Here is a 24,113-nt window from a genome sequence, read left to right as displayed (position 1 = left end):
GGGACTGGGCGCGCGGGGCGGTCCTTCCAGTGTGCCGTGCCCCACGGGGGTGCCGTGCCTCGCCGGACGTGCGGCCGGAGGGGCGGGCCGCGGGGGCGTCAGCGGGCATCTCGCCAGTTCTCCCCGAGGTCGCCCCAGAGGTGTGCGGCGGTCTCCACGCCCTTGACGAGCAGGTCCAGCTCGACCTTCTCGTTGGGGGCGTGCCAGCCGTCGGAGGGGATGGAGATGCCGAGGAACAGGACGGGTGCGCCGAGGACGTCCTGGAGGTCGGCCGCCGGTCCCGAGCCGCCCTCGCGGGTGAAGCGGACGGGCTGCCCGAAGGCGCGGCCCATGGCGCGCGCGACGGATTGCAGGGCGGGGTGGTCGAGGGGCGTGAGGCAGGGGCGGGTGCCGGCGCTGAAGGTGATCTCGTGCCGGATCCCGGCGGGCAGCCGGTCGGCGGTCCAGGCGCGGACGGCCTTCTCGATGCCGTCGAGGTCCTGTCCGGCGACGAGCCGGAAGGAGAGCTTGACCATGGCCGAGGACGGGATGATCGTCTTGCTGCCGGGGCCCTGGTAGCCGCCGCCGATGCCGTTGACCTCGGCGGTGGGGCGCGCCCAGACCCGTTCCAGGGTGGTGTAGCCCGCCTCGCCGTGGGCGGCGGTGGACCGGGCGGTGCGCAGCCACTGGTCCTCGTCGAAGGGGAGTTCGGCGAAGAGGGCGCGTTCGCGGTCGGTGAGTTCGGTGATGCCGTCGTGGAAGCCGGGTATCGCCACGCGTCCCTGCTCGTCGTGGAGGTCGGCGACCAGGCGGGCGACGGCGGTGGCGGGGTTGGGGACGGCGCCGCCGAAGGAACCGGAGTGGATGTCCTGGTCGGGCCCGTGCAGGACGATCTCGCATTCGGCGAGGCCGCGCATGCCCGTGCACACGGTGGGGGTGTCGGCGGACCACATGCCGGTGTCGGAGACGATCACGGCGTCGGCGGCGAGCCGGTCGGCGTGCTGTTCGACGAGGGCGCGGAAGTGGGGGGAGCCGGATTCCTCCTCGCCCTCGACGAGGAGTTTGAGGTGGACGGCGGGCGCGGTGCGGCCGGTGGCGGCGAGGTGGGCGCGGACGCCGAGTGTGTGGAAGAACACCTGGCCCTTGTCGTCGGCGGCGCCGCGTGCGTAGAGGCGGCCGTCGCGGATCACCGGTTCGAAGGGGTCGCTGTCCCAGCCGTCCTCGCGGGCGGCGGGCTGCACGTCGTGGTGGCCGTAGACGAGGACGGTGGGTGCCTGCGGGTCGTCGGCGGGCCATGCGGCGTAGACGGCGGGGGCGCCGTCGGTGGGCCAGACCTCGACGGTGGGGAAGCCGGTGTCGCGGAGCTTGGCGGCGAGCCATTCGGCGCTGCGGTGCACGTCCGCCGTGTGTTCGGGCTGGGCGGACACCGACGGGATGCGCAGCCATTCCGTGAGGTCGTCGAGGAAGGCGGCGCGGTGGCTGTCGATGTACGTGCGGACGGCGCTGTCCGGGGTCTCGCTCATGCTCACGAGCCTATCGGCCCGCGCGGACATCCTGGTCGGCCGGTTCCTCGTGGGAGGTGCCGCCGAGCAGCAGCCGTTCCAGTGCGGCGCGGTCCGGGAGGTTCTCGGGGCGGACGACCTCGCCGCTGCGGACGTAGAGGAACACGGCGGTGACGTCTTCCACGGGTATGTTCCGCTGTTCGGCCCAGGCGAGCCGGTACAGGGCGAGCTGGAGGGGGTCGCCGCTGCGGGTGCGGCCGGTCTTCCAGTCGACGATCTCGTACGAGGTCCGGTCGCCGTCGGTGGTGCGGTAGACGGCGTCGATACGGCCGCGGATGACGCGTCCGGCGAGGGCGAGCTGGAAGGGCACCTCGGCGCGGTGGGGCGTGCGGTGGGCGTAGGGGGTGCGTTCGAAGGCGTCCTTGAGGGCTTCCAGGTCGGCTTCGTCGGTGATCTCGGCGATCGCGGCGGGGTCGGTCTCGCTGCCGGGCAGTTCTTCGGGTTCCAGCAGGGGCAGGCGCAGTTTCTCGAAGCGTGCTTCGACCCAGGCGTGGAAGCGGATGCCTCGGCGTGCCGCGGGTTGCGGGGGGCGCGGCATGGGGCGTGCGAGTTCCTGTGCGAGCCCGTCGGGGTCGGCGGCCAGCCGCAGCACCTGGGTGGCGGTCAGGGACGGCGGCAGGGGTACGTCGGTGACGGGGGTGCGGGCGCGCAGCAGTTCCCCGGTGAGCGCGTCCAGGTCGCGGTCCCAGGAGGCGGCGGCGCGGGCCTCTTCCGGGGTGAGTGCGGAAGCCTCGTCGGTGGGGGTGGCGGGGGCCGGTGCGTCGTGGCCCGGTGTGTCGTGGCCCGGTGTGGCGTCGGCTGGGGGGCGGCGGGGGTGGGGGACGGTTTCGGGGGGGCCGTCCCGGTCCGGTCCGTAGAGGTCGTCGTCCTCCGGTGCGTAGAGGTCGTCGTCCTCCGGTGGGGGCGGCCACTCCGGGTCGTCGTGGGCGAGGGGTCCTTGGGGGGCGGAGGGCCCGTGGAGGGTGGCAGTGGGGGTGCCGAGGGGTGGGACGGCCTGGTCCAGGTGGGCCAGGACGGTGCGGGCGGCGGCCCGTCGGCGGGTGAGGGCGGCCTCGTCGAGCGGCAGGGGCCAGGCGTGGTCGGCGGCGGCCTCGGCCAGGGCAGGGTTCTCCTCGTCCTCGGCGGGCTCGTCGGCCCAGGCCTCGATCTCGCCGTGTCCGGCGGCGCAGTGGTCGTGGAGGGCCTGAAGGAAGGGGGAGGGCCCGCGGGGGCGTTTCTGCGCGGGGCCCCACCAGTGGCCGGAGCCGAGCAGCAGGGAGCGGGGGCGGGTGAAGGTGACGTAGCCGAGGCGCAGCTCCTCGGTGTGCTGGTGCTCCTTCATGGCCTCGTGGAAGGCCTTGAGGCCCCGGGAGTCCCAGGAGGCGACGTCGGGCAGGGTGTCGGCGTCGCCGCGCAGGGCGTGGGGCAGGACCTTGCCCTGGGCGGTCCACTTCTCGCGGCCCTGGCCGCTGGGGAAGGTGCCGGTGACCAGTCCGGGGACGGCGACCACGTCCCACTCCAGGCCCTTGGACTTGTGTGCGGTGAGGACCTTGACGGTGTTCTCGCCGCCGGGCAGGGCGTTGTCGAGGCCTTTCTCGTACTGGGCGGCGGTGCGCAGAAAGCCGAGGAAGGCCAGCAGGGAGGCGTCCGGGTCGTTGGCGGCGAAGGACGCGGCGACGTCCAGGAAGTTCGACAGGGTCTCGCGGCGGCGGGCGGCCAGCGCGTGGGGGGAGGCGGACAGTTCGACCTCCAGGCCGGTGACGGCGAGCACCCGGTGCAGTACGTCCATCAGCGGGTCGGCGAGGGAGCGCCGCAGTTCGCGCAGTTCGGTGGCGAGGCGGGCGAACCGTACGCGCGCGTCGGGTGAGAACGGCAGCCCGTCGTGCTCGTGGGTCGCGTCGATCGGCAGTTCGAGGAAAGTGTCGAGGGCGTCGGCGAGCGAGATCACCTCGGCGGGGTCGACGCCTTCGACGGCGGCGGCGAGCCGCCGGTCCGGGTCGTCGTCGGCTCCCGCGCGCGCGGTGGCCACCAGCCGCCGGGCCCGGCGGCCCAGCAGGGCGAGGTCGCGGGGGCCGATGCGCCAGCGGGGGCCGGTGAGGAGGCGGACCAGGGAGGCGTTGGCGCCGGGGTCCTGGAGGACTTCGCAGACCGCGACGAGGTCGGCGACCTCGGGCAGGTGCAGCAGCCCTGACAGGCCCACGACCTCGACCGGGATGTCGCGGGAGACCAGGGCGCCCTGGAGGGTGGCGAAGTCGGTCGCGGTGCGGCACAGGACCGCGATCTCGCCGGGCGGGGTGCCGGTGCGTACCAGGTGGGCGAGGGAGTCGGCGAGCCAGTCGATCTCCTCGGCGTGGGTGCGCAGCAGGGCGCAGCGGACCTGCCCGTCGCGTTCGGCGCCGGGTGCGGGGCGGAGGGCCTCCACGCCCGCGTGCATGGCGCGCAGCGGCTCGGCGAGGCCGTTGGCGAGGTCGAGAAGGCGGCCGCCGCTGCGGCGGTTCTCGCTGAGGGCCTGGCGGGTGGCGGGGCGGCCGTCGGCGGCCGGGAAGTGTTCGGGGAAGTCGTCGAGGTTGGCGACCGATGCGCCGCGCCAGCCGTAGATCGCCTGGCAGGGGTCGCCGACGGCGGTCACGGGGTGGCCGGTGCCGCCGCCGAAGAGTCCGGCGAGCAGGACGCGCTGCGCCACCGAGGTGTCCTGGTACTCGTCGAGCAGGACGACACGGTAGGTGTCGCGCAGGGCGCGGCCGACCTCGGGGAGTCGGGCGAGGGCCGCCGACAGGCCGATCTGGTCGCCGAAGTCGAGGAGGTCGCGCTCGCGTTTGGCCGCGCGGTAGCGCCCGACCAGCTCGGCCAGGTCCCGGCGGGCGGCGGCGGTCTCGGGGACCTTGCGCAGGTCGGCGTTGGTGAGCCGGACGGTCTTCAGGGTGTCGAGCAGCTCGGCGTCGTGGGCGCGCAGCTCCTCCGGTCCGACGAGATGCTCGGACAGCTCGGAGTCGAGGGTGAGGAGGTCGCTGACGAGGTCGGGGAAGGAGCGGGTGAGGGCCGGGTAGGGGCCGGGGGCCTCGCGCAGCACCCGTGCGGCGAGCTGGTAGCGGGTGGCGTCGGCGAGCAGCCGGGACGTCGGTTCGAGGCCGATGCGCAGGCCGTGGTCGGTCAGCAGGCGGCCCGCGAAGGCGTGGTAGGTGGAGATCACCGGTTCGCCGGGCGGATTGTCGGGGTCGATCACGTCCGGGTCGGTGACGCCCGCCCTGATCAGGGCGGTGCGGACGCGCTCGGCGAGTTCGCCGGCCGCCTTGTTGGTGAAGGTCAGGCCGAGGACCTGTTCGGGTGCGACCTGCCCGGTGCCGACCAGCCAGACCACCCGGGCCGCCATGACGGTGGTCTTGCCCGATCCGGCTCCGGCCACGATCACCTGCGGGGCGGGCGGCGCGGTGATGCAGGCCGTCTGCTCCGGGGTGAAGGGGATGCCGAGCAGCTCCTTGAGCTGCTCGGGGTCACTGATACGGGCGGGCATGTCGGAGAGGCTAGCGGGGGGCACTGACAACGGGTGCGGGGCGGGGCTGCCGGGCCGGTGGCACGCGGGGAGGCCGGTGGCACATGGGGGCCGGTGGGGGCAGGTGCCCACCGCCATGGTGCTGTCGCGCTCACTCCACGACGGGGCGGCCCTCGGGGCGGGCGCTGCACGAGGCGCGGAAGGCGCAGTGCGTGCAGTGCTGGCCGGTGGCCGGGGAGAACCGTTCGTCGAGGACCTTGCCCGCAGCGGTGGCCAGCAGTTCGCCGATCCACTGCCCGTCCGGGGGCTCCTGGGCCTGCACCTTGGGCAGGGTGTCGCCGCCGTCCTTCTTGACGGCGCCGTGCCTCAGCTGGACGAGTTCGGCGCCGCCCGGTTCGGGCCGGTCCCCGTCGAAGGCGTCGTCCACGGCGCCCTCGCGCACGGCCAGCTGGTAGACGGCGAGCTGCGGGTGGCGGGCCACCTCGGCGGCGCTGGGCACCTGTTTGCCGGTCTTGAAGTCGACGACGTAGGCGCGGCCCTCGCCGTCCCGCTCCACCCGGTCCATGGAGCCGCGGATGCGCACCTGGTAGTCGCCTGCCCCGAGGGTGACGTCGAAGTCGTGCTCGCTGGCCACCGGAGTGCGCCCGGCGCGTGCGCCGCCCGAGTCGACATGCCAGGCCAGAAAGCGTTCGAGGGCGGCGCGCGCGTTGTCCTTCTCCTGGGCGGACTTCCAGGGTGCGTCGAAGGCGAGCGCGTTCCACACCGAGTCCAGGCGCTCCATCAGGACGTCCAGGTCGGCGGGGGTGCGTCCGGAGGCGACCTCGTCGGCGAGGACATGCACCACATTGCCGAAGCCCTGGGCGGCGGTCGCGGGCGTGTCGGCCTTCACCTCCCGCCCCAGGAACCATTGCAGGGCACAGGTGTTCGCGAGCTGGTCGAGTGCGCTGCCGGAGAGCACCACGGGCTGGTCGCGGTCGCGCAGCGGCACCGTGCTCTCGGTCCGGTCCCACATGCCCCACCAGCGGTAGGGGTGCGCGGCGGGTACCAGGGGGCGGCCGTCGTCGTCGGTGAGCGCGGCGAGCCGGGCCAGCCGACGGGCGGCGGCCTCTCTGAGGGCGTCGGAGGCCTGGGGGTCCACGGTGGTGGCGCGCAGTTCGGCGACGAGCGCGGCGACGGACAGGGGGCGGCGCGGGCGGCCGGTGACATCCCTGGGTTCGACGCCGAGTTCGGTGAGGAAACGGGAGGGCTGGTCCCCGTCCTCGGCGGGGGCCTTCACCGCGGTGACGATCAGGCGTTCGCGGGCGCGGGTGCAGGCGACGTAGAAGAGGCGGCGTTCCTCCGCCAGCAGTGCGCCGGGAGTGAGGGGTTCGGCGAGTCCGTCGCGGCCGATGCGGTCGGCCTCCAGCAGGGAGCCACGGCGGCGCAGGTCGGGCCAGAGCCCCTCCTGGACCCCGGCGACGACCACCAGACGCCACTGGAGGCCCTTGGACCGGTGCGCGGTCATCAGGCGTACGGCGTCGGGGCGCACGGCACGGCGGGTCAGTGTGTCGGCGGCGATGTCCTGGGCCTCTATCTCCTCCAGGAAGTTGAGGGCGCCCCGGCCGCCGGTGCGCTCCTCGGCGCGCGCCGCGGTCGCGAACAGGGCGCATACGGCGTCCAGGTCGCGGTCGGCGTTGCGGCCCGCGGCGCCGCCGCGCCGGGAGGCGTTCTCCAGCCGCTTGGGCCAGGGGGTGCCGTCCCACAGGTCCCACAGGGCTTCCTCGGCCGTGCCGCCGCCCGCGAGGCGTTCCCGCGCCTTTCGGAGCAGCGCGCCCAGGCGCTGGGCGCCCCGCGCGTACGCCGGGTCGTGCGCCACCAGGCGCTCCGGTTCGGCCAGGGCCTGGGCGAGGAGTTGGCCGGAGGGCGGGGGCAGGGGGTTGCCGGCGGCCCGCTCCTCCTCGCGCAGGGCACGGCCCAGTCGGCGCAGATCGGCGGCGTCCATCCCGGCGAGCGGGGAGGCGAGGAGGTCGAGCGCGGTCTCGGTGCCGAGCCAGGAGGCGAGGGGCGCGGTGCTGCGCGTGGCCTCCTCATCGGCTTCGAGGGGCGCGGTGCTGCTCGCGGCCACCTCGGCTTCGGAGGGCGCCTCGCCGTGCTCGACTTCCGGTGATTCCGGTGATTCGAGCGATTCGGGGTTCGGCTCGCCCTGCGGTGCTTCCTCGGCTTCGGGGGGCGCCTCGCCGTGCGTACCGCGCGGGTACGCGGCTTCTGCGCGGGCCACCGCGCGCAGTGCTGTCAGCAGGGGTGCCACGGCGGGTTCGTGGCGCAGCGGCAGGTCGTCGCCGTCGATGTCGAGGGGGACCCCGGCGGCCGTGAGGGTGCGGCGGACGGCGGGGATGGTGCGGCCTCCGGCGCGTACCAGGACGGCCATCTCGCTCCAGGGGACGCCGTCCTCCAGGTGCGCCCGGCGCAGGATGTCGGCGATGTTGTCCAGTTCCGTGCCGGGGGTGGGGTAGGTGGTGACCTCGACGCGGCCGCCGTCCCGTACGGCGGTGAGTTCCCGGTGGGCGCGCACCTCGTCCGCGGGGAGGCGGCTGAGCGGCATGCGCCGGGTGAGCAGCCGGGTGGCGGCGAGAAGGGTCTCGCCGGAGCGGCGGGAGGTGGTGAGGACACGCACGGGTGCCCGGGTGCCGTCCCGACGGGGGAACGTGTCCGGGAACTCCAGGATGCCGCCGACGTCCGCGCCCCGGAAGGCGTAGATCGACTGGTCGGGGTCGCCGAGGGCCACCAGGGTCCGTCCCCCGCCCGCGAGCGCCCGCAGCAGCCGGACCTGGGCCGGGTCGGTGTCCTGGTACTCGTCGACGTAGACCGCGTCGTACCGGGCGGCCAGCCGCTCGGCGACCTCGGGGCGGCGGGCGAGCAAAACCGCCCGGTGGACCAGCTCCGCGTAGTCGATGACCCCTTGGAGGTCGAGGACGTCGAGGTACTCGGCGAGGAACGCGGAGGCCGCCTCCCAGTCGGGGCGGCCGAGGCGACGGGCGAAGCGCCGCAGGGCCTGCGGGCCGAGGCCCAGCTCGCGGCTGCGGGCCAGCACGGCGCGCACCTCGTCGGCGAAGCCGCGGGTGGTGAGGCAGGCACGCAGTTCGTCGGGCCAGCGCACATGGGCGAGGCCCAGTCGCTCCAGGTCGGGCTGTCCGGCGAGCAGCTCCCGTACGGCCACGTCCTGCTCGGGGCCGGACAGCAGTCGCAGCGGCTCGACGAAGAGGTCGCTGTCCTGGTGGGCGCGGACCAGGGCGTAGCAGAACGAGTGGAAGGTGGTGGCCTGCGGGGCGTGCGCCGCTCCGGTGCGCAGCGCCATCCGGTCGCGCAGGTCGACGGCGGCCCGGCGGCTGAACGTCAGCACCAGGATGCGTTCCGGGTCGGTGCCCTGGGCCGTGCGGGCGGCGACGGACTCCACCAAGGTGGTGGTCTTGCCGGTTCCGGGACCCGCGAGGACGAGCAGGGGGCCGTCCCGGTGGTCAACCACCGCGCGCTGCGTTGCGTCCAGTCGAGGGGGATCCGCCTGGACGGGCGGGGTATGCACCAGCCGGTAAGCGCCACGGCTCCCCTGCCGCACCGGAGGGTGCGGCAGGCGCCTGGTGGAGGAAGAGGAGCTCACGTGGTTCGCCGGTCCTGGTGGTCGTGCTCGTCGTGCTCGGGCTTGCCGTGCTCGGGCTGGTCGCTGTCGGCACCGCGGGGCGCCGTCGTCGCGCGGTGGCGTTCGGGCGTCGCGGGTAGGTGTTCGGGCGTCGGGGGTGGTCGTCGGTCCACGGGCGGGAGGCCCGCCGGGCGGGGGCGACGGTGGCCGCCGTATGAGAGGGGTGCGCGTGGTTGACGCCGTCCCCGGGAAGGTCCCGGAAGCGGAGCTTCCCCTTGTTCCCGGGAGGCCCGTGGGCCATGTGAGTCCCGGAACCCACATGCGACCCGAAATCGCCGGGCCCCCCTCCCCTCACGTCTGTCCCGCACTGCACGAACGTACGGCATGTCGCGGACGTGCCGGGGTTCGCCCGATCGGACCACTGCGTCCCGCCCTGGGGCCCCGATGCCGGAAGCTGTCAGATGTGACCTTTCGCGCATTCACCGCCGTCCCACCGCGCCCGCCGCATGTCCAGGCGCGGCAGATGGCCCTCGGACGCGCGGCCCGCCTCCCGCAAGGGGGTGCCCTCCTCCCGGTAGTGGGCGAGGGCGTCGAGTTCATGCCCCGCGAGGAGTACTCCGTCGGCGCGGACCACCCGCCACCAGGGGACCGCTCCCCCGTAGTGGGCCATGACCCGGCCCACCTGGCGCGGGCCGCCCTCCTCCAGCCACTCGGCCACGTCCCCGTAGGTCATGACATGCCCCGGCGGGATGCGTTCGGCCAGGTCAAGGACCCGTTCCGCGTACTCCGGCAGGGCATCCGCCGGAAGGCTCCGCTCACTCATCCGCCCCATCCTGCCCCACGCCACCGACAATGTGAGGAGAGGGCGACCGGGCACGGCCCTCGCTCCCGCGCGGCGCTTCGGGCAGACTGTGCGCCCCCGCATTTGCACCCTGATGCCCCCGTGTGTCGGGTGAGCATGCCACCATCGTGCGGGCGGTGACCGGTGATACGAGACCAAGAAGAGACGATGAAACAGCAGGGTGTGCATCCCGACGGAGCGGAGGGCACCTCTGCGGGTTCGGCACGCCCGGACACCGCCACCGCGGGCCGCAGTACTGACGAGGACGCACAAGCGAAGCAGAGCGGACAGGGGCAGGACCCGGCGCAGGAAGCAAGCGACCAGCGCGCGGACACCCCGCAGACGCCCCCCACGGACGCGGAGCACGCCGCGGACCCGGACCACACCGAAGACGCGGACCGCACCGCGGACCCGGACCACGCCGAGGCCGAAGACACGGACCCGGACCACGCCAAGGCCGAAGACGCGGACCACGTCGAGGACGCCGACGACGACGCCGAGGACAGCCCCGCCACCCCCGAGGACGAGGCCGACGCCCCCAACGACGAGGTGGAGGGTGACGAACCCCTCCTCCCCGCCCGCGTGCACCGTCCCTCCGACCTGATGCGCCTTCTGGTGGGCATCCTCGCGATCGCGGTGCTGCTGGCCATCGCCGCGTTCGCGCACGGCACCACCTCGGGGCTCGAACAGGACATCAATAAGGGCACCGGACAGGCCCCCGACCTGCTGATCAAGATCGCGGGCCTGGCGTCGAGCATCGCGATCCTGCTGGTGCCGGTCGCGTTCGCGATCGAACGGCTGATCAAACGGGACGGTCTGCGCATCGCCGACGGTGTCCTCGCGGCGGTGCTCGCCCACGGGGTGACGCTCGCCACGGACCTGTGGGTCGCCCGGGCCGCGCCGCCCTCGATCCAGGACGCGCTGACCCAGCCCTCCCCCGGCGACATCCATGCCCTGACCGACCCGGTCCACGGCTATCTCGCGCCGGTCATCGCCTATATGACCGCGGTGGGCATGTCCCGCAGACCGCGCTGGCGCGCCGTGCTGTGGGTGGTGCTGCTGCTGGACGCGTTCTCCATGCTGGTCACCGGCTACACGACACCGTTCTCGATCGTCCTGACGGTGCTGATCGGCTGGAGTGTCGCCGCGGGGACGCTCTACGCGGTCGGCTCGCCGAACGTCCAGCCGACCGGGCGGACCCTGATGGCGGGACTGCGGACCGTGGGCTTCCGCCCGGTGAGCGCGGCACGCGAGGAGATGCCCGACTCGGCGGAGAACGGCGACCGCGGCCGACGCTACTTCGTCACCCTGGAGGACGGCCCGCCCCTCGATGTCACCGTCGTCGACCGCGAACAGCAGGCACAGGGCTTCTTCTACCGGGTGTGGCGGCGCCTGACGCTGCGCGGGATCACCACCCGCCGCAGCCTCCAGTCGCTGCGCCAGGCCCTGGAGCAGGAAGCGCTCCTCGCCTACGCGGCCATCGCGGCCGGTGCCAACGCGCCCAAGCTGATCGCGACGTCCGAGCTGGGCCCCGACGCGGTGATGCTCGTCTACGAGCACACCGGCGGCCGCACCCTGGACCAGCTGGCCGACGAGGAGATCACCGACGGGCTGCTGCACGAGACCTGGCAGCAGGTGCGGGCGCTCCAGTCGCGGCGCATCGCGCACCGCAGGCTCGCCGGGGACGCCGTAGTGGTGGATCGTTCCGGCACCGTCGTCCTCACCGATCTGCGCAGCGGTGAGATCGCGGCCGGTGATCTGGTACTTCGGATGGACATCGCGCAACTGCTCGCCACGCTCGGTCTGCGGGTCGGCGCCGAGCGGGCGGTGGCCTCCGCGGTCGCCGTGCTCGGCCCGGACGCCGTCGCCGACTGCCTGCCCCTGTTGCAACCGATCGCGTTGACCCGCTCCACCCGCGCGACCCTGCGGAAACTGGCCAGGGAGCGGGCCGAGCGGGAGCGGGAAGCGGTCCTGGAGGCCTCCCGGCAGGCGAAGCTGGCCCGCGCGGCGGAGGCGGGCGACACCGCCGGTGCCGCCCCAGGGAAGCCCGACAAGAAGTCCGTACGGGCCGAGCAGCGGGCCGAGAAGCGGGCGATCGACGAGGCGCTGGACGAGGCACGCGAGGAGGATCTCCTCACCCAGATCCGCCATCAGGTGCTCCGGATCAGGCCCCAGGCGCCGGTCGAGCCGGCCCGTCTGGAGCGGGTGCGGCCGCGCACCCTGATCAGTTTCATGGCGGGCGCCATCGGCGCGTACTTCCTGCTGACCCAGCTCACCCACATCGAGTTCGGCACGCTCTTCGCCCACGCCGAGTGGGGCTGGGTGGCGGCCGCCGTGTTCTTCTCCGCGCTGAGCTATGTCGCGGCCGCGATGGCGCTGCTGGGCTTCGTGCCCGAGCGGGTGCCGTTCTGGCGCACCACGGCGGCGCAGGTCGCCGGGTCGTTCGTGAAGATCGTGGCGCCCGCGGCGGTCGGCGGTGTCGCGCTCAACACGCGCTTTCTGCAACGGGCGGGGGTGCGGCCGGGGCTGGCGGTGGCGAGCGTCGGTGCCTCCCAGCTGTTCGGGCTCGGCTGCCATGTGCTGATGCTGCTTTCGTTCGGTTATCTGACCGGCACCGAGAAGACCCCCTCCCTGTCGCCGTCCCGCACGGTCATCGCGGGTCTGCTGACGGTGGCGGTGCTCGTGCTCGTGGTGACGTCCGTGCCGTTCCTGCGGAAGTTCGTGGTCACCCGCGTCCGGTCGCTGTTCGCCGGTGTCGTGCCGCGCATGCTGGACGTGCTCCAGCGGCCGCAGAAGCTGATCACCGGCATCGGCGGCATGCTGCTGCTGACCGCCTGCTTCGTGATGTGCCTGGACGCCTCGATCCGGGCCTTCGGGCACGAGGAGCCCACGACGCTGAGCCTGGCCAGCGTGGCGGTCGTGTTCCTGGCGGGCAACGCGCTCGGTTCGGCCGCCCCGACGCCCGGCGGTGTGGGCGCGGTCGAGGCCACCCTCACGGTGGGTCTGATCGCCGTCGGCCTGCCGAAGGAGGTCGCGGCGCCCGCGGTGCTGCTGTACCGGCTGCTGACGCTGTGGCTGCCGGTGCTGCCGGGCTGGCTGTTCTTCAACCACCTGACCCGCAAGCAGGCCCTGTAGCGCAGGCGCTAGGGACGGGGCGACGCGGGCCGCCCCACCCACCGGGCATCTGTGGAGTTACCCGCCGGACGGCGCGGAATCAAGGGCGGCCCGCCCCAACCGGCGTCCAGGTGAGGGCAGTCGGGGCGACCGCCCGGCGCACGGACCCTACGTCTCCCGGCCGCACGGCCCCCGTCCCCACCGGCGGCGCCCACGGGCGCACGGCCCCCGCCCCCACCGGCGCACGGCCCCACCAGTGGCCCCCACCGGCGTACGGACCGGCCCCGCCGGGCGCACGCGCTCGTGCCCGCGCCCCCGCACCGGCCGTGCGAACGACCGAGGTGGGAACAGGCCGCTCACCCGCACGGGCCCACGCCCCGAGCGCTCCGCCGCGCCCAGCCGCACGATGGGAACATGCCCAACCGACTCCGCATCCGGACCGCTGCCGTCACCGTCGCCGCCGTCGTCCTGCCCTCCCTGATGGCGGGCTGTGCGGGGCGCTTCGCCGACGGGGAGCTGTCGAGTCAGAAGCTGATCTGGAAGGACTGCCCCGCGCCGTCCGAGGCGGAGGGCGGCGGCCCGGCCCCCGCTCCCCTGCCCAACGGCGGCCGGTGGCAGTGTGCGACCATGCAGGCGCCCCTGAACTGGAACAACCCGGGCGGAGCCAGCATCGGTATCGCGCTGATCCGGGTGAAGGCCAGCGGTCCCCCGAGCAAGCGGATCGGATCGCTCGTCTTCAACTTCGGCGGCCCGGGCGGCTCGGGCGTCAGCACCCTGCCCGCCTTCGCACAGGACTACGAGACCCTGCGCACCCGCTACGACCTGGTGAGCTTCGACCCGCGCGGGGTCGGCCGCAGCGCGCCCGTCACGTGCGAGGACGACCAGCAGCTCGACGCGTACTTCCAGCAGGACATGACGCCCGAGAACGCGGCCGAGCAGCAGGCCTTCCTGAAGAACACCCGGCAGTTCAACCAGGCCTGCCGGGCCAACTCGGGCCGCCTCCTGCCCTATGTGCGCACCACCGACGCCGCCCGGGACATGGATCTGATGCGCCGGGTGCTCGGCGACTCCAAGCTGTACTACTTCGGCATCTCCTACGGCACCGAACTGGGCGCGGTCTACGCTCACCTCTTCCCAAGGAACGTGGGCCGGGCCGTCCTCGACGCCGTGGTCGACCCGACGGAGGACCCGGTGCAGTCCTCGCTCGGGCAGGCCAAGGGGTTCCAGCTCGCACTGGACAACTACGCACGGGACTGCACCTCCAAGAGCACGGGCTGCCCGGTCGGCACCACCCCGAAGGACGTCGAGAACCGGATCGCGAAACTGCTGAAAGACCTGGACAAGAAGCCGCTGCCCGGCATCTTCCCCCGCCGTCTGACCCAGACCGCGGCCACCAACGGCATCGCGCAGGCCCTGTACTCCAAGGACTTCTGGAGCTACCTCACCCAAGGTCTGCAACAGGCGTACGCGGGCGACGGCAGGGTGCTGATGGCGCTGTCGGACGCAATGAACGGACGCAATGAGAACGGCCAGTACAGCAATCTGGTTCCCGCGAATTTGGCGATCAACTGCGCCGACGAGAAACCCCGTTACACCGTCGCCGAGGTGAAGGCGAAGCTGCCGCAGTTCCGGGCCGCCTCGCCGTTGTTCGGGGACTTCCTGGCCTGGGGCATGCTCAGCTGCACGGGCTGGCCGGTGGCCGGAGCGGCCAGCCACCCGGATGTGAGCGCCCCCGGCGCCCCGCCGATCCTGGTGGTCGGCAACACCGGTGACCCGGCGACCCCGTACGAGGGTGCGATGAAGATGGTGAAGGCGCTCGGCCCCGGGGTCGGCGTGGAACTGACCTACAAGGGCCAGGGTCACGGCTCCTACGACAGCAAGAACGCGTGTGTGCAGGCCAAGGTGAACAACTACCTGCTGAACGGCAGGGTCCCCGCGGCCGGAACCGTCTGCTCCTGATCCCGGGCGGGCTCCCCCATGACGGGGAGCCCGCCTCCACCGGGTCCCACCGGGTCCCCACGCGTAGGTCCCGGCCCCCGGCCGACCCGGAGTTCGGAGGAAAAGTGCAGGTCAGACCGTTTTCCACAGGCGGCTACGGGGTTCGCGCCCTCCCCCTACGATGGCCTGACTGCTCTTCGCCGCTCCGGGCGGAGAGCTGGTGAGGGGGGTGCACATGTCACGTGTCGTACGGTGGACGGCCGCGGTCGCGGCCGCTCTGCTGATCACCGGCTGCGGGAGCGGTTCGTCCTCCGCGGGCACGGACGACGCCAAGGGCCACACGGACGCGACGACGGCGTCACCGCCCAGAAGCGAGCCCCCTCCCCCGGTCCTGCCCGCGTCTCTGACCGCGCAGAAGCTCACCTGGACCGGCTGCAAGAGCGCCGCGGCCGCGGACGGCGACTGGCAGTGCGCGACGATGAAGGCACCCCTGGACTGGTCCAGGCCGGACGGCGAGACGATCGGCATCGCGCTGATCCGGTCCAGGGCGACCGGCGGAAACCGCCAGGGCTCGCTCCTGTTCAACTTCGGCGGGCCGGGCGGCTCCGGGATCGCGACGATGCCCTCGTACGCGAGCCTGGTGTCCGCGCTCCACCAGCGCTACGACCTGGTGAGCTGGGACCCGCGCGGAGTGGGCGCGAGCGAGGGCGTCCGCTGCCGCGGCGACAAGGAGATCCAGGCGGCCGAGAGCATCGACGCCACCCCGGACGACGCCGCCGAGGAGAAGGCGTATCTCGACGACGCCACCGACTTCGGCCAGGGCTGCGCGAAGGCGGCGGGCACGCTCCTCACCCATGTGTCGACGACCGACACGGCGCGGGACATGGACCTGATGCGCCAGGTCCTCGGCGACCGTTCACTGCACTACTTCGGCATCTCCTACGGCACCGAACTGGGCGGTGTGTACGCCCACTTGTTCCCGGAGCACGTGGGACGCATGGTGCTGGACGCCGTGGTGGACCCGACCGCCGACAGCGTGGGCCATGCGATGAACCAGACCCGCGGGTTCCAGCGCGCCCTCGACGACTACCTCGCCTCGACGGGCCAGGACCCGGCCCAGGGCACCCGGAAGATCGCGGAGCTGCTCAAGCGGATCGACACCAAGCCGCTGCCGACGTCGTCCGGCCGCAAGCTCACCCAGACCCTGGCCCTCACCGGCATCATCCTCCCGCTCTACAGCAAGGAGAGCTGGCCCGTCCTCACCGGTGCCCTCACCGCGGCACAGAGCGGGAACGGCTCGGAGCTGCTGCGGCTCGCGGACGAGTACAACGACCGGGACGGCGCGGGGCACTACGGCACGACGACGCACTCACAACGGGTCATATCGTGCCTGGACGACCGGCAGCGGCCGACGCCCGGGGAAGTGAGGACGCTGCTGCCCGAGTTCGAGAAGATCTCGCCCGTGTTCGGCGACTACATGGGCTGGGACACGGCGGGCTGGTGCTACGACTGGCCGGTGGCCGGGGAGTTCGACCATCCGGAGGTCGGCGCACCGGGAGCCGCACCGATCCTGCTGGTGGGCAACACCGGCGACCCGGCGACACCCTACGAGGGCGCCCGCAGGATGGCCGACGAACTCGGCAGGGGTGTCGGCGTCGAACTGACCTGGAAGGGCGAGGGCCACGGCGCCTACGGCAGCGGCAGCACCTGCGTGGACACCACCGTGAACGCCTATCTCCTCAACGGCACGGTCCCGAGGGACGGCACGACCTGCCCCTGACCCCGGCCGACCACGCACCGGGGACGCTCCACGACGAAGGCCGTCCGCCCGCGGGGTACCCGGCCCGGCCGGATACGGCGGTGGGGCGCCGGGTCGGCCGGTCAGGCTCCGCCGGTCTCCCGGGCGCGGTCCCGGAGTTCCTCGGCGATCGAGGTCCGGAGGGGAAGCAGTTCCCTCTCGATCGCCCGCGCCTCGGCGTCGGTGACCGTCACGGCGGGTTCGGCGTGGAGGAGTTTCTCGGCGAACCGGATCCGCAGAGAGATCGGAGGGCAGCCGTCCCCGCTCGCGCCCCGCACCTCGGACAGGCGCAGCCGTCGCTCCCGCTCCAACTCGGGCACCGACGCCAGATGGGTGCGCAGGGCCTCCCCCATGTCGCCGCTGCCGCCGTCCTCCCGGGCGAAGCGGGCGAGCGCGAAGGTGGCGGTGTCACGCAGCAGCAGCGTCCGCAGCAAGCCCAGGACGGAGCGGGTGGAGGCCACACGGGCAGCGGCCTCGTCGGCGCGGTACTCCGCCTTTCCCCCGGCCTGTCCGCTGAGCCTGCTCAAGCTCTGGTGGAGCAGGCGCGCGCCGTGCGCCAGCAGATCCTGGAGCGGCCGCGCCAGCGCCGCGCCCAGGGTGGCGAGACCGGCACTGGACCGGCGGCTGCCGGAGAGCGCGGTACCGTCCAGCGTGTGCGCGTCGACCCGGTCCTGCCGGTCGGGGTCGGGGCGGACCACGTCCGCCCAGACGGTGAGCGCGTCCAGGGCGGCCTGGATCCAGCGGGCGCTGCGCCGTCCGCCGCCGGAGGCATGGGCCAGTCCGTTTGCGAGCAGGGCCAGTCGCTGGTCCGCCGTCAGCACTTCCCACAGCGGAAGGCCCAGCACCAGGACCCGTCGTCGGCGCAGCCCTACGGTCAGCCGGCCGGAGCCGTAGCGGGAGTCCACGGCGATGAAGTCCACCGGCCGGGTGCCGAGCCCGGCGGCGGTCCGCTCCGCGACCGTGTACAGGGTGGGGGCGGCGGCGCGGTCCACTGTGTGTTCGGGCATCCGCCCGGGACGGGGGCGCGCCGCTACGGCGAGCAGCAGTGCGACGGCTCCGAGAACCTTCTCCGGCACGGTGCCGGTCGCCAGCAGCCAGACCCCCGAGCCGAGGAGGGCGATGGTCAGCAGGTTGACAGCGGTGGCGAGAGCGAGAGCGCCGTACAGGGCGGCATTGCCCGGTGCGTCCCCGGGCCCGGCCGCCGGTGCTCGCTCGAGAAGTCGTTCCTGCCGGTCCCGCGCGCGGGCCGTGCCCTTCCGTGGGCCGTCTCCGCCGCTGGGATCGAGGTTCCAGTTGCAGGCCGGGCACCAGGCACTGAACCGCGGGTCCAAGTCCGGCAGCGGTGTGCGGCATTGGGGACAGGTCGAATCCGTATGCTGATACACAAAGGACGATCTTGGCTCGGCGAACAGTGCGGCAACCCGCCCGTGCCGAAGGCTTGGCCCACCCTTTGCCCGCTCCCGGGGCACAGGGAGACCGGGCACCCGAGGGTTCGGGGGCGCCGGAAACGGGACAGGCCCACGGTCTGCGAGCGGGTCGGAGCCGTGGGCCTGTTCCGGTGCGGCGTTGGGTGGGAGGGGCCTCTAGTAGACCGGCTTGTGGGGCTCGATCTGGTTGACCCAGCCGATGACGCCGCCGCCGACATGGACGGCGTCCGCGAAGCCGGCCGACTTCAGGACGGCGAGGACCTCCGCGCTGCGGACACCCGTCTTGCAGTGCAGAACGATCTTCTTGTCCTGCGGGAGGCTCCCCAGGGCCGTGCCGAGGAGGAACTCGTTCTTCGGGATCAGCCGGGCGCCGGGGATGGAGACGATCTCGTACTCGTTCGGCTCCCGGACGTCGATGATCTCGATGTTCTCGCCGTCGTCGATCCACTCCTTGAGCTGCTTGGGAGTGATCGTGGAGTCGGCGGCCGCCGCCTGGGCCTCCTCGGAGACGACGCCGCAGAAGGCCTCGTAGTCGATGAGTTCGGTGACGGTCGGGTTCTCGCCGCAGACCGCGCAGTCGGGGTCCTTGCGGACCTTGACCTGGCGGTACTGCATCTCCAGGGCGTCGTAGATCATCAGGCGGCCGACAAGCGGGTCGCCGGTGCCGGTGAGGACCTTGATCGCCTCGGTGACCTGGATGGAGCCGATGGACGCGCACAGCACGCCGAGGACGCCGCCCTCGGCGCAGGAGGGCACCATGCCGGGCGGCGGGGGCTCCGGGTAGAGGCAGCGGTAGCAGGGGCCGTGCTCCGACCAGAAGACGGAGGCCTGGCCGTCGAAGCGGTAGATCGAGCCCCAGACGTAGGGCTTGTTCAGCAGGACGCAGGCGTCGTTGACCAGGTAGCGGGTCGCGAAGTTGTCCGTGCCGTCGACGATCAGGTCGTACTGGCTGAAGATGTCCATCACGTTGTCGGCCTCGAGCCGCTCCTGGTGAAGGATCACATTCACATAGGGGTTGATGCCCTTGACGGTGTCCCGCGCGGACTCGGCCTTGGAGCGGCCGATGTCGGCCTGGCTGTGGATGATCTGCCGTTGCAGGTTGGACTCGTCGACCTCGTCGAACTCCACGATGCCGAGCGTGCCCACCCCCGCCGCGGCCAGGTACATCAGCGCGGGCGAACCCAGACCGCCGGCACCCACACAGAGCACCTTCGCGTTCTTCAGCCGCTTCTGCCCGTCCATCCCGACATCGGGAATGATCAGGTGGCGGGAGTACCTGCGGACCTCGTCTACGGTGAGCTCGGCGGCGGGCTCGACCAGGGGTGGCAGCGACACGGGGACTCCGTTGGTCGGTCGATCACTACGGTTGTTCTCCCCGTAACACTGCCACGCCCTTCTTCATTCCGAGACACCCGTCCCGAGACGCGAGACGATGTCGTCCCAGTAGCCGGGCATGGCCTCCCAGGGGTCGGTGCGGCCGCCGCGGGTGGTGCGGTCGGTGAACCAGATCGTCCCGGCGCCCTGCCAGCGCGCGATGCGGAGCGCCTCGTCGAGGTGGCCGTGCGGGATGCCGTGCACAAAGTGGCAGAACCGCTCGGGCGGGTAGTCGGCGGTCCACTCGGCCACCTGCGACCAGCGGTAGTCGTTCCAGGTGCCGGAGAAGGTGACCAGCTGGTCACCGTTCTCGGCATAGCCGGGGTGGGGATGGGTGCCGTGTCCCAGGACGATGTGCCCGTGGCCGAGGAGGGTGCGGAGCGTGGTGATCAGGCGGCGTATCTCGGGGAGCGCGTCGCGTTCGCCCGGGCAGCGGGCCAGGAGGAAGCCGCCGACCCGGTACCAGTCGAGATAGCGGTGCGCCTCGGAGATCAGTGTGCCGAAGGGCCGGGTGCCCCGGGCCAGGTCCAGGTGGCCGAGGACACGGACACCGGCGGTGTGCAGGCGCCCGGTGGCCTCCAGGCAGTGCGGGTCGGGCAGGGCGCCGGGGCCGCCGTTCACATTGAGGGCGACCCAGTGCACCGGGGTGCCCGGGAGGGTGAGCGCGTCCCACTCGGCAGGGGCGACGAGGGGATGCGCATAGCCGGGGATGCCGAGGCGGACGCCCAGACCGGTGCTGGCGGTGTCCGGCGTGACGCTGGTCAGATGCGACATGCCGCCTCCATCCAGATGTCGGCGAGGGACTCCTCCAGGTTGATCCGGGGCCGCCAGCCGAGCCGGTCGCGGGCGGTGCGCACATCGGCCTGCTGCCAGCTGCCGCAGCCGTCCGGATAGGGGTAGGCGACCGGGGTGGGGTGCTCGGCCTCGCTGCGGGGGTGGCCGATGGAGGTCCGCAGCGGTCCGGGCGGGCCGTCGAGTTCGTGCAGGGTGCCGCCGTATCCCGCGACCCGGGCGAGGACGGCGGCCGCGTCGCGCAGGCGCACGGCGCGGCCCGAGCCGATGTTGATCACGCCCTGGGCGGCGGAGAGGGAGGCGGCGTGCACGGCGCGGGCGACATCGCGGACGTCGATGAAGTCGCGTTGCACACCGAGGCCGCCGAGTTTGAGTTCACCGTCGCCCGACTGCATGGCGCGGCGCAGTGCTTCGGCGAGGCGGCCGAGCGGGGACCCGGCGGGGGTGCCGGGTCCGGCGGGTGAGAACACGCGGAGCACGACGGCGTCCAGTCCGGAGCCGAGGACGAGTTCGGTGGCGGCGAGCTTGCTGACGCCGTAGGGGCCGCCGGGGCGGGGGACGGCGTCCTCCGCGGTGGAGGAGCCGGGCTGGCTGGGTCCGTATTCGGCGCCGCAGCCGATCTGCACCAGGCGGGCGCCGCAGCCGCTGCGGCGCAGGGCCTCGCAGACGGTGGCGACGGCGACGGTGTTGTGCCGGGTGAGTTCGCGGGCGCCGCCGCGGATGGCTCCGGCGCAGTTGATGACGACCCCGGGGTGGACGGCGTCCAGGAAGCGGGTGAGCGCGCCGGGGCTGCCGGACGCGAGGTCGAACCGTACGTCGGCGTCGTCGCCGCGGCCCAGCGCGGTGAGCTGCACGGCCGGGTCGGCGAGCAGGCGGTCGGCGACGAAGCGGCCGAGATATCCGTTGGCTCCGATCAGCAGGACCCTCATCGGGCGGCTCCCGGGGCGGATTCTCCGGTTCGGGAGGTGATCATCTGGTGTTCTCCTTCAAGGGTGGTGCCGTGTGATGAGAGGGCCCGCGGTGTCGGCCCCGCGGGAGTGGGTGGGCGGGACCGGGTCCCGGGCGGCGGTCGCGGCTCATGGCGTCGGCGGCGGGCCGCCGCGGGGGCGGCCCTCGCGGTGCCGGGGGCCCGGCCCGGTGGGGGCCGGGGGCCGGGCGTGGGCGGAGGCCCGGGTCAGGGCGCGGCTCGCGTGGATCAGCAGGGCGAGGGCGGCCGGGGCGCAGGCCAGGGCCGGGACGGCGTTCGTGCCGAGCGCGTCGGTCAGAGCGCGTACCGGGGCGGCCAGGGATCCGCAGCCGGGGAGCCGGGCGGCGAAGACGGAGGCCAGGGCGGTCGCCTCGAAGGCGGCCGCGGTGGCGAGGGCGGCGGCGGGCGCCCGGCGGACGCCGTGGACGGTCAGCAGCCGGGCGAGCAGGAGGAGCATCCCCAGGGCCCCGGCTCCGGCACCGGCGGCGGGCTTCTGGAGGAGGGCGGCGCACAGGGCGAGCAGGGCGGTCAGTGCGCCGCCGTAGAGGGCGAGAGCACCGAGGAGGAGCGGGGTGACCGCCGAGGTGAACTCCTTCAGGCCCCGGCTGGCGGCGAGACGGCGGCGGGCCTGCCCGGCGAAGAGGCCCGCACACCAGGCGGCCGGCCCGCAGGCCAGGGCAAGGGCGAGGGCGGGGGCGGTGGCCGCGGGGACCGGGCCCCCGGGGCCGCCGTCCAGGGCGGCGCGCAGCAGGCCGTCACCGCACAGGGCGTAGGCGAGGAGCCAGCATGTCGCCGTGCGCAGGGCGGCCGAGCCGCGGTGGGCGGGTGCGCTCAGGGGGCCCCGGCGAAGGGCCGCGCCGAGTCCGAGCACGACGGTGAGAGCGCCGAGCACGGCGACGGCGAGGCGGGAGTCCCCGGCGGTGGACCGCACCCCGAGGAGGGTGGCGGCGCACAACGCGCCCGGGAGCAGGGCCACCACGGCCCACGCCCGGGGCCGACGGGGGCCGTCTACCGGGCCGGGAGGCGAGGGGGGACGGTCGGCGTCGCGGGGGGCGCGGGCGTACATCTCCTCGGCGAGCGAGAACACATCACGGTGCCGGAAGCGTGCGGCGGCCCGGTCGGTCAGGCCCTGGGCTTCGAGACCGGCCGCGATCTCAAGGGGATCCACGGCCCGCTCGCACAACTCATGATGGCGCCGCATCAGCGCCTTGACGGGGTCTACGGCACCGGGGCGGACGGCGGGCGGCGTACGCTCCGGGTCCGTACTCTCGGCGGCCGTCGCGACAGCCGCTGTGACGGGGGGCTCGGAGACGGTCCAGGTCTCTCCCGCGGTGCTCATCGGGCGGCCTCCGTCGCCGGGGCGGGGTCCCTTGCCGGGTCCCAGGCCCAGTGGGGGCGGCCGTGCGGGAGGCGGGGGGCGGTCCAGTGGCCGGGGACACGGGCCTCGGCCGGGGCGCCGAAGGGGAGGGGTTCGCCGGTGCCGTCGAGGAGTACGCGCCGGACGGGCGCGTGGGAGACGATCTCCAGATAGAGGTCGTGGAACGCCGTCACGTTCTGCTCCACGGTGAAAAGTTCGAGGGCGCGGGCGCGGGCGGCCGCGCCGAGGCGCGCACGGCGCTCGGGGTCGCGCAGCAGCGCCAGGCACGCCGCGGCGAGGGCGTGCGGGTCGCGGGGCGGGACGACCAGGCCCGTGCCGCCGATGACCTCGGCCACGGCACCGGCGTCCGTGGACACCGTGGCCCGGCCGCAGAGCATGGCCTCCACCAGGCCGACCGGGAAGCCTTCGACGACGCTCGACAGGACGACGACCGCTCCGGCCGCGTAGGCGTCGGCCGGGCCGGGCAGTTCCGGGCCGCCGATGTCCTCGAAGGACACCGGGTTCTCCTCGGCGGTGTGCGCGCCCCCGGACTCGTCGGGGAAGAGCCGGGCGGCCAGCGCCTTGCAGTGCTCCAGGTAACCGGTGCCCTCGGGGCCCGCCGGGGCTCCGACGATCCTCAGCCGGGCGCCCGGCTCCTGCTCGCGGATCTCGGCGAAGGCGTGGAGCAGGGAGGTCAGGTCCTTCGCCGGTTCGACGCGGCCCGCCCAGACCAGGGTGCGGGGGTCCGCGCCGTCGGGTGCCTCGCCCACCTCGGTGAAGCGGGCCGTGTCCATGCCGGGGTGGACGGTGCGGAGCTTGTCCCGGTCGGCGCCGAGGCGTTCCTGCCAGCGGCGGGTGTGGGTGTTGCCTGAGGTGATCCGGGCGGCCCTGCGGTAGGTCTCGGCGGCCAGCCGACGGTGGAAGGAGGCGATGAGGGCGCGCACCGCGGGGGGTGTCCCGTGCGCGGTTCCCAGGTAGTGCGCTCGCAGTTGGAGACCGTACTCGGTGACGAGCAGCGGGACACCGGCGAAGCGGTGGGCGAGCAGCCCGGTCAGGGCCGCGGTGCCGCCGGAGGCGGCGTGGCAGAGGTCGGCCGCGCCGAGGGTGTCGTCCCCGTACCAGTCGAGTGAGAGGGGGCGCAGGGCGCGTTCGAGCTGCTCGGCCGTCCGGAGCAGTTCGGGGACGCGCGCCGTGCGCGCCGCCCGTTGGGCGCCCGGGGCGCGACAGGCCTGTTCGAGGGCCCGCAAGGCGGTCTCGGAGCGCAGGGCACCGGTCAGTCCGCCCTGCTCGCGGGCGAGTTCTGCGAGGGCGTACAGGGCGCTGCCGAAACGGTCCGCCTCCGCGGGGTCCGCTTCAGCGGCCTCGTCCGCGGCTGCCGCGTCCGGTGCGGAGCAGAGGACGGCGGCCAGTTCCGCATAGGCCTCGGTGAACCGGCGCCGGGCGTGGCGCCCCTGGGCGGGGCCGGGATCGGGGGCGCTCCACAGGGCGGCCGTGCGCACCCGGGAGACGTGCGGCGGTACCGGGAGCCGGCCCTCGCGCTCCTGCCGCTCGGTGCGGCTGAGGGCGTAGAGGTCGAACTCGTGCTGCCCGAGTCCGCGTACGAGGCGGTCGCACCAGAGCCTGGCGTCACCGCTCACATACGGGTAACCACCCTCCGTAAGCAGTCCGATGCGCACGTGTGCACCCCCGATCTCCCGTGTGAGGGGCCCTCGTTGCGCCGAGGTCCCGCAGCGGGAAGAACGTAAGGGGACAAGGCGGTGGTGCGACGGACGGTTGTCCATCGCACCACCAAAAGGGGTGAACGCTCGTAACTTTCACGTGCGGATCGCGTTCGCTCGTGTCAGTGGAATCCGCGGCGGAATCCGCGGCGGAATCCGGGGTG

The 24,113-nt window shown here is 73.5% G+C and carries 14 protein-coding genes; 3 read left to right on the top strand and 11 right to left on the bottom strand.

Going from position 1 to position 24,113, the window contains the following annotated elements; genetic code table 11:
* Nucleotides 1–98: 98 nt before the first annotated feature.
* From ACIHAA_RS13385 to ACIHAA_RS13365, 5 genes are all read right to left on the bottom strand, one after another.
* Nucleotides 99–1,502 (bottom strand): dipeptidase, encoded by a 1,404-nt coding sequence (locus ACIHAA_RS13385; protein WP_399816383.1) that lies wholly within the window; start codon nucleotides 1,500–1,502, stop codon nucleotides 99–101.
* Between the two features lie 10 nt (nucleotides 1,503–1,512).
* Nucleotides 1,513–5,031 carry a UvrD-helicase domain-containing protein gene (locus ACIHAA_RS13380; RefSeq protein ID WP_399816382.1) on the bottom strand — a complete coding sequence of 1,173 codons (3,519 nt, stop codon included), beginning with the start codon at nucleotides 5,029–5,031 and terminating at the stop codon, nucleotides 1,513–1,515.
* A 130-nt stretch (nucleotides 5,032–5,161) separates the two neighbouring features.
* Complete coding sequence (locus tag ACIHAA_RS13375; protein ID WP_399816380.1) at nucleotides 5,162–8,644, bottom strand: ATP-dependent helicase; 3,483 nt, start codon at nucleotides 8,642–8,644, stop codon at nucleotides 5,162–5,164.
* Nucleotides 8,641–8,796: a hypothetical protein gene (locus tag ACIHAA_RS13370; protein ID WP_399816378.1), complete on the bottom strand. Its 156-nt coding sequence runs from the start codon at nucleotides 8,794–8,796 to the stop codon at nucleotides 8,641–8,643. The genes ACIHAA_RS13375 and ACIHAA_RS13370 overlap by 4 nt, the downstream gene beginning before the upstream one ends.
* Before the next feature lie 284 nt (nucleotides 8,797–9,080).
* Nucleotides 9,081–9,446: an MGMT family protein gene (locus ACIHAA_RS13365; RefSeq protein ID WP_399816376.1), complete on the bottom strand. Its 366-nt coding sequence runs from the start codon at nucleotides 9,444–9,446 to the stop codon at nucleotides 9,081–9,083.
* 186 nt (nucleotides 9,447–9,632) lie between these two features.
* Between ACIHAA_RS13365 and ACIHAA_RS13360 the strand changes: the two genes are divergently transcribed.
* The 3 genes from ACIHAA_RS13360 to ACIHAA_RS13350 all read left to right on the top strand — a co-directional run bounded on the left by ACIHAA_RS13360 (nucleotide 9,633) and on the right by ACIHAA_RS13350 (nucleotide 16,296).
* Entirely contained in the window at nucleotides 9,633–12,599 is a 2,967-nt protein-coding gene (locus tag ACIHAA_RS13360; protein ID WP_399816374.1) for a lysylphosphatidylglycerol synthase domain-containing protein, read from the top strand.
* Between the two features lie 393 nt (nucleotides 12,600–12,992).
* Nucleotides 12,993–14,537: an alpha/beta hydrolase gene (locus ACIHAA_RS13355; protein WP_399816373.1), complete on the top strand. Its 1,545-nt coding sequence runs from the start codon at nucleotides 12,993–12,995 to the stop codon at nucleotides 14,535–14,537.
* A gap of 214 nt (nucleotides 14,538–14,751) precedes the next feature.
* On the top strand, nucleotides 14,752–16,296 hold the full coding sequence (locus ACIHAA_RS13350; protein ID WP_399816371.1) for an alpha/beta hydrolase: 1,545 nt from the start codon (nucleotides 14,752–14,754) through the stop codon (nucleotides 16,294–16,296).
* A 101-nt stretch (nucleotides 16,297–16,397) separates the two neighbouring features.
* Here ACIHAA_RS13350 and ACIHAA_RS13345 read toward each other — a convergent pair whose 3' ends face one another.
* The 6 genes from ACIHAA_RS13345 to ACIHAA_RS13320 all read right to left on the bottom strand — a co-directional run bounded on the left by ACIHAA_RS13345 (nucleotide 16,398) and on the right by ACIHAA_RS13320 (nucleotide 23,907).
* Nucleotides 16,398–17,645, bottom strand: a complete 1,248-nt coding sequence (locus ACIHAA_RS13345) for a M48 family metallopeptidase (RefSeq protein ID WP_399816369.1) — start codon at nucleotides 17,643–17,645, stop codon at nucleotides 16,398–16,400.
* 252 nt (nucleotides 17,646–17,897) lie between these two features.
* Complete coding sequence (moeZ, locus tag ACIHAA_RS13340; RefSeq protein WP_399816367.1) at nucleotides 17,898–19,076, bottom strand: adenylyltransferase/sulfurtransferase MoeZ; 1,179 nt, start codon at nucleotides 19,074–19,076, stop codon at nucleotides 17,898–17,900.
* 63 nt (nucleotides 19,077–19,139) lie between these two features.
* Complete coding sequence (locus ACIHAA_RS13335) at nucleotides 19,140–19,889, bottom strand: spherulation-specific family 4 protein (RefSeq protein ID WP_399816366.1); 750 nt, start codon at nucleotides 19,887–19,889, stop codon at nucleotides 19,140–19,142.
* Entirely contained in the window at nucleotides 19,877–20,836 is a 960-nt protein-coding gene (locus ACIHAA_RS13330) for an NAD-dependent epimerase/dehydratase family protein (protein WP_399816364.1), read from the bottom strand. The genes ACIHAA_RS13335 and ACIHAA_RS13330 overlap by 13 nt, the downstream gene beginning before the upstream one ends.
* Nucleotides 20,837–20,983: 147 nt before the next feature.
* The gene (locus tag ACIHAA_RS13325) at nucleotides 20,984–22,213 is read right to left on the bottom strand and encodes a hypothetical protein (RefSeq protein ID WP_399816363.1); all 1,230 of its coding nucleotides are present in this window, start codon (nucleotides 22,211–22,213) and stop codon (nucleotides 20,984–20,986) included.
* The gene (locus ACIHAA_RS13320; protein WP_399816360.1) at nucleotides 22,210–23,907 is read right to left on the bottom strand and encodes a DUF3492 domain-containing protein; all 1,698 of its coding nucleotides are present in this window, start codon (nucleotides 23,905–23,907) and stop codon (nucleotides 22,210–22,212) included. The genes ACIHAA_RS13325 and ACIHAA_RS13320 overlap by 4 nt, the downstream gene beginning before the upstream one ends.
* Nucleotides 23,908–24,113 lie beyond the last annotated feature (206 nt).

The sequence above is a fragment of the Streptomyces sp. NPDC052040 genome (genome assembly GCF_044548405.1).
In the GTDB taxonomy this organism is placed as follows: Bacteria; Actinomycetota; Actinomycetes; order Streptomycetales; family Streptomycetaceae; genus Streptomyces.
Note: the sequence above shows the minus strand (reverse complement) of the source record. Positions and strands in the feature narration are given on the sequence as shown.

What these genes read in the sequence shown, in the direction of transcription:
- ACIHAA_RS13325 (WP_399816363.1), bottom strand. Translation starts at nt 22,213, where the DNA reads ATGAGCACCGCGGGAGAGACCTGGACCGTCTCCGAGCCCCCCGTCACA.
- ACIHAA_RS13330 (WP_399816364.1), bottom strand. Translation starts at nt 20,836, where the DNA reads ATGAGGGTCCTGCTGATCGGAGCCAACGGATATCTCGGCCGCTTCGTC.
- ACIHAA_RS13360 (WP_399816374.1), top strand. Translation starts at nt 9,633, where the DNA reads ATGAAACAGCAGGGTGTGCATCCCGACGGAGCGGAGGGCACCTCTGCG.
- ACIHAA_RS13355 (WP_399816373.1), top strand. Translation starts at nt 12,993, where the DNA reads ATGCCCAACCGACTCCGCATCCGGACCGCTGCCGTCACCGTCGCCGCC.
- ACIHAA_RS13380 (WP_399816382.1), bottom strand. Translation starts at nt 5,031, where the DNA reads ATGCCCGCCCGTATCAGTGACCCCGAGCAGCTCAAGGAGCTGCTCGGC.
- ACIHAA_RS13385 (WP_399816383.1), bottom strand. Translation starts at nt 1,502, where the DNA reads ATGAGCGAGACCCCGGACAGCGCCGTCCGCACGTACATCGACAGCCAC.
- ACIHAA_RS13365 (WP_399816376.1), bottom strand. Translation starts at nt 9,446, where the DNA reads ATGAGTGAGCGGAGCCTTCCGGCGGATGCCCTGCCGGAGTACGCGGAA.
- ACIHAA_RS13335 (WP_399816366.1), bottom strand. Translation starts at nt 19,889, where the DNA reads ATGTCGCATCTGACCAGCGTCACGCCGGACACCGCCAGCACCGGTCTG.
- ACIHAA_RS13350 (WP_399816371.1), top strand. Translation starts at nt 14,752, where the DNA reads ATGTCACGTGTCGTACGGTGGACGGCCGCGGTCGCGGCCGCTCTGCTG.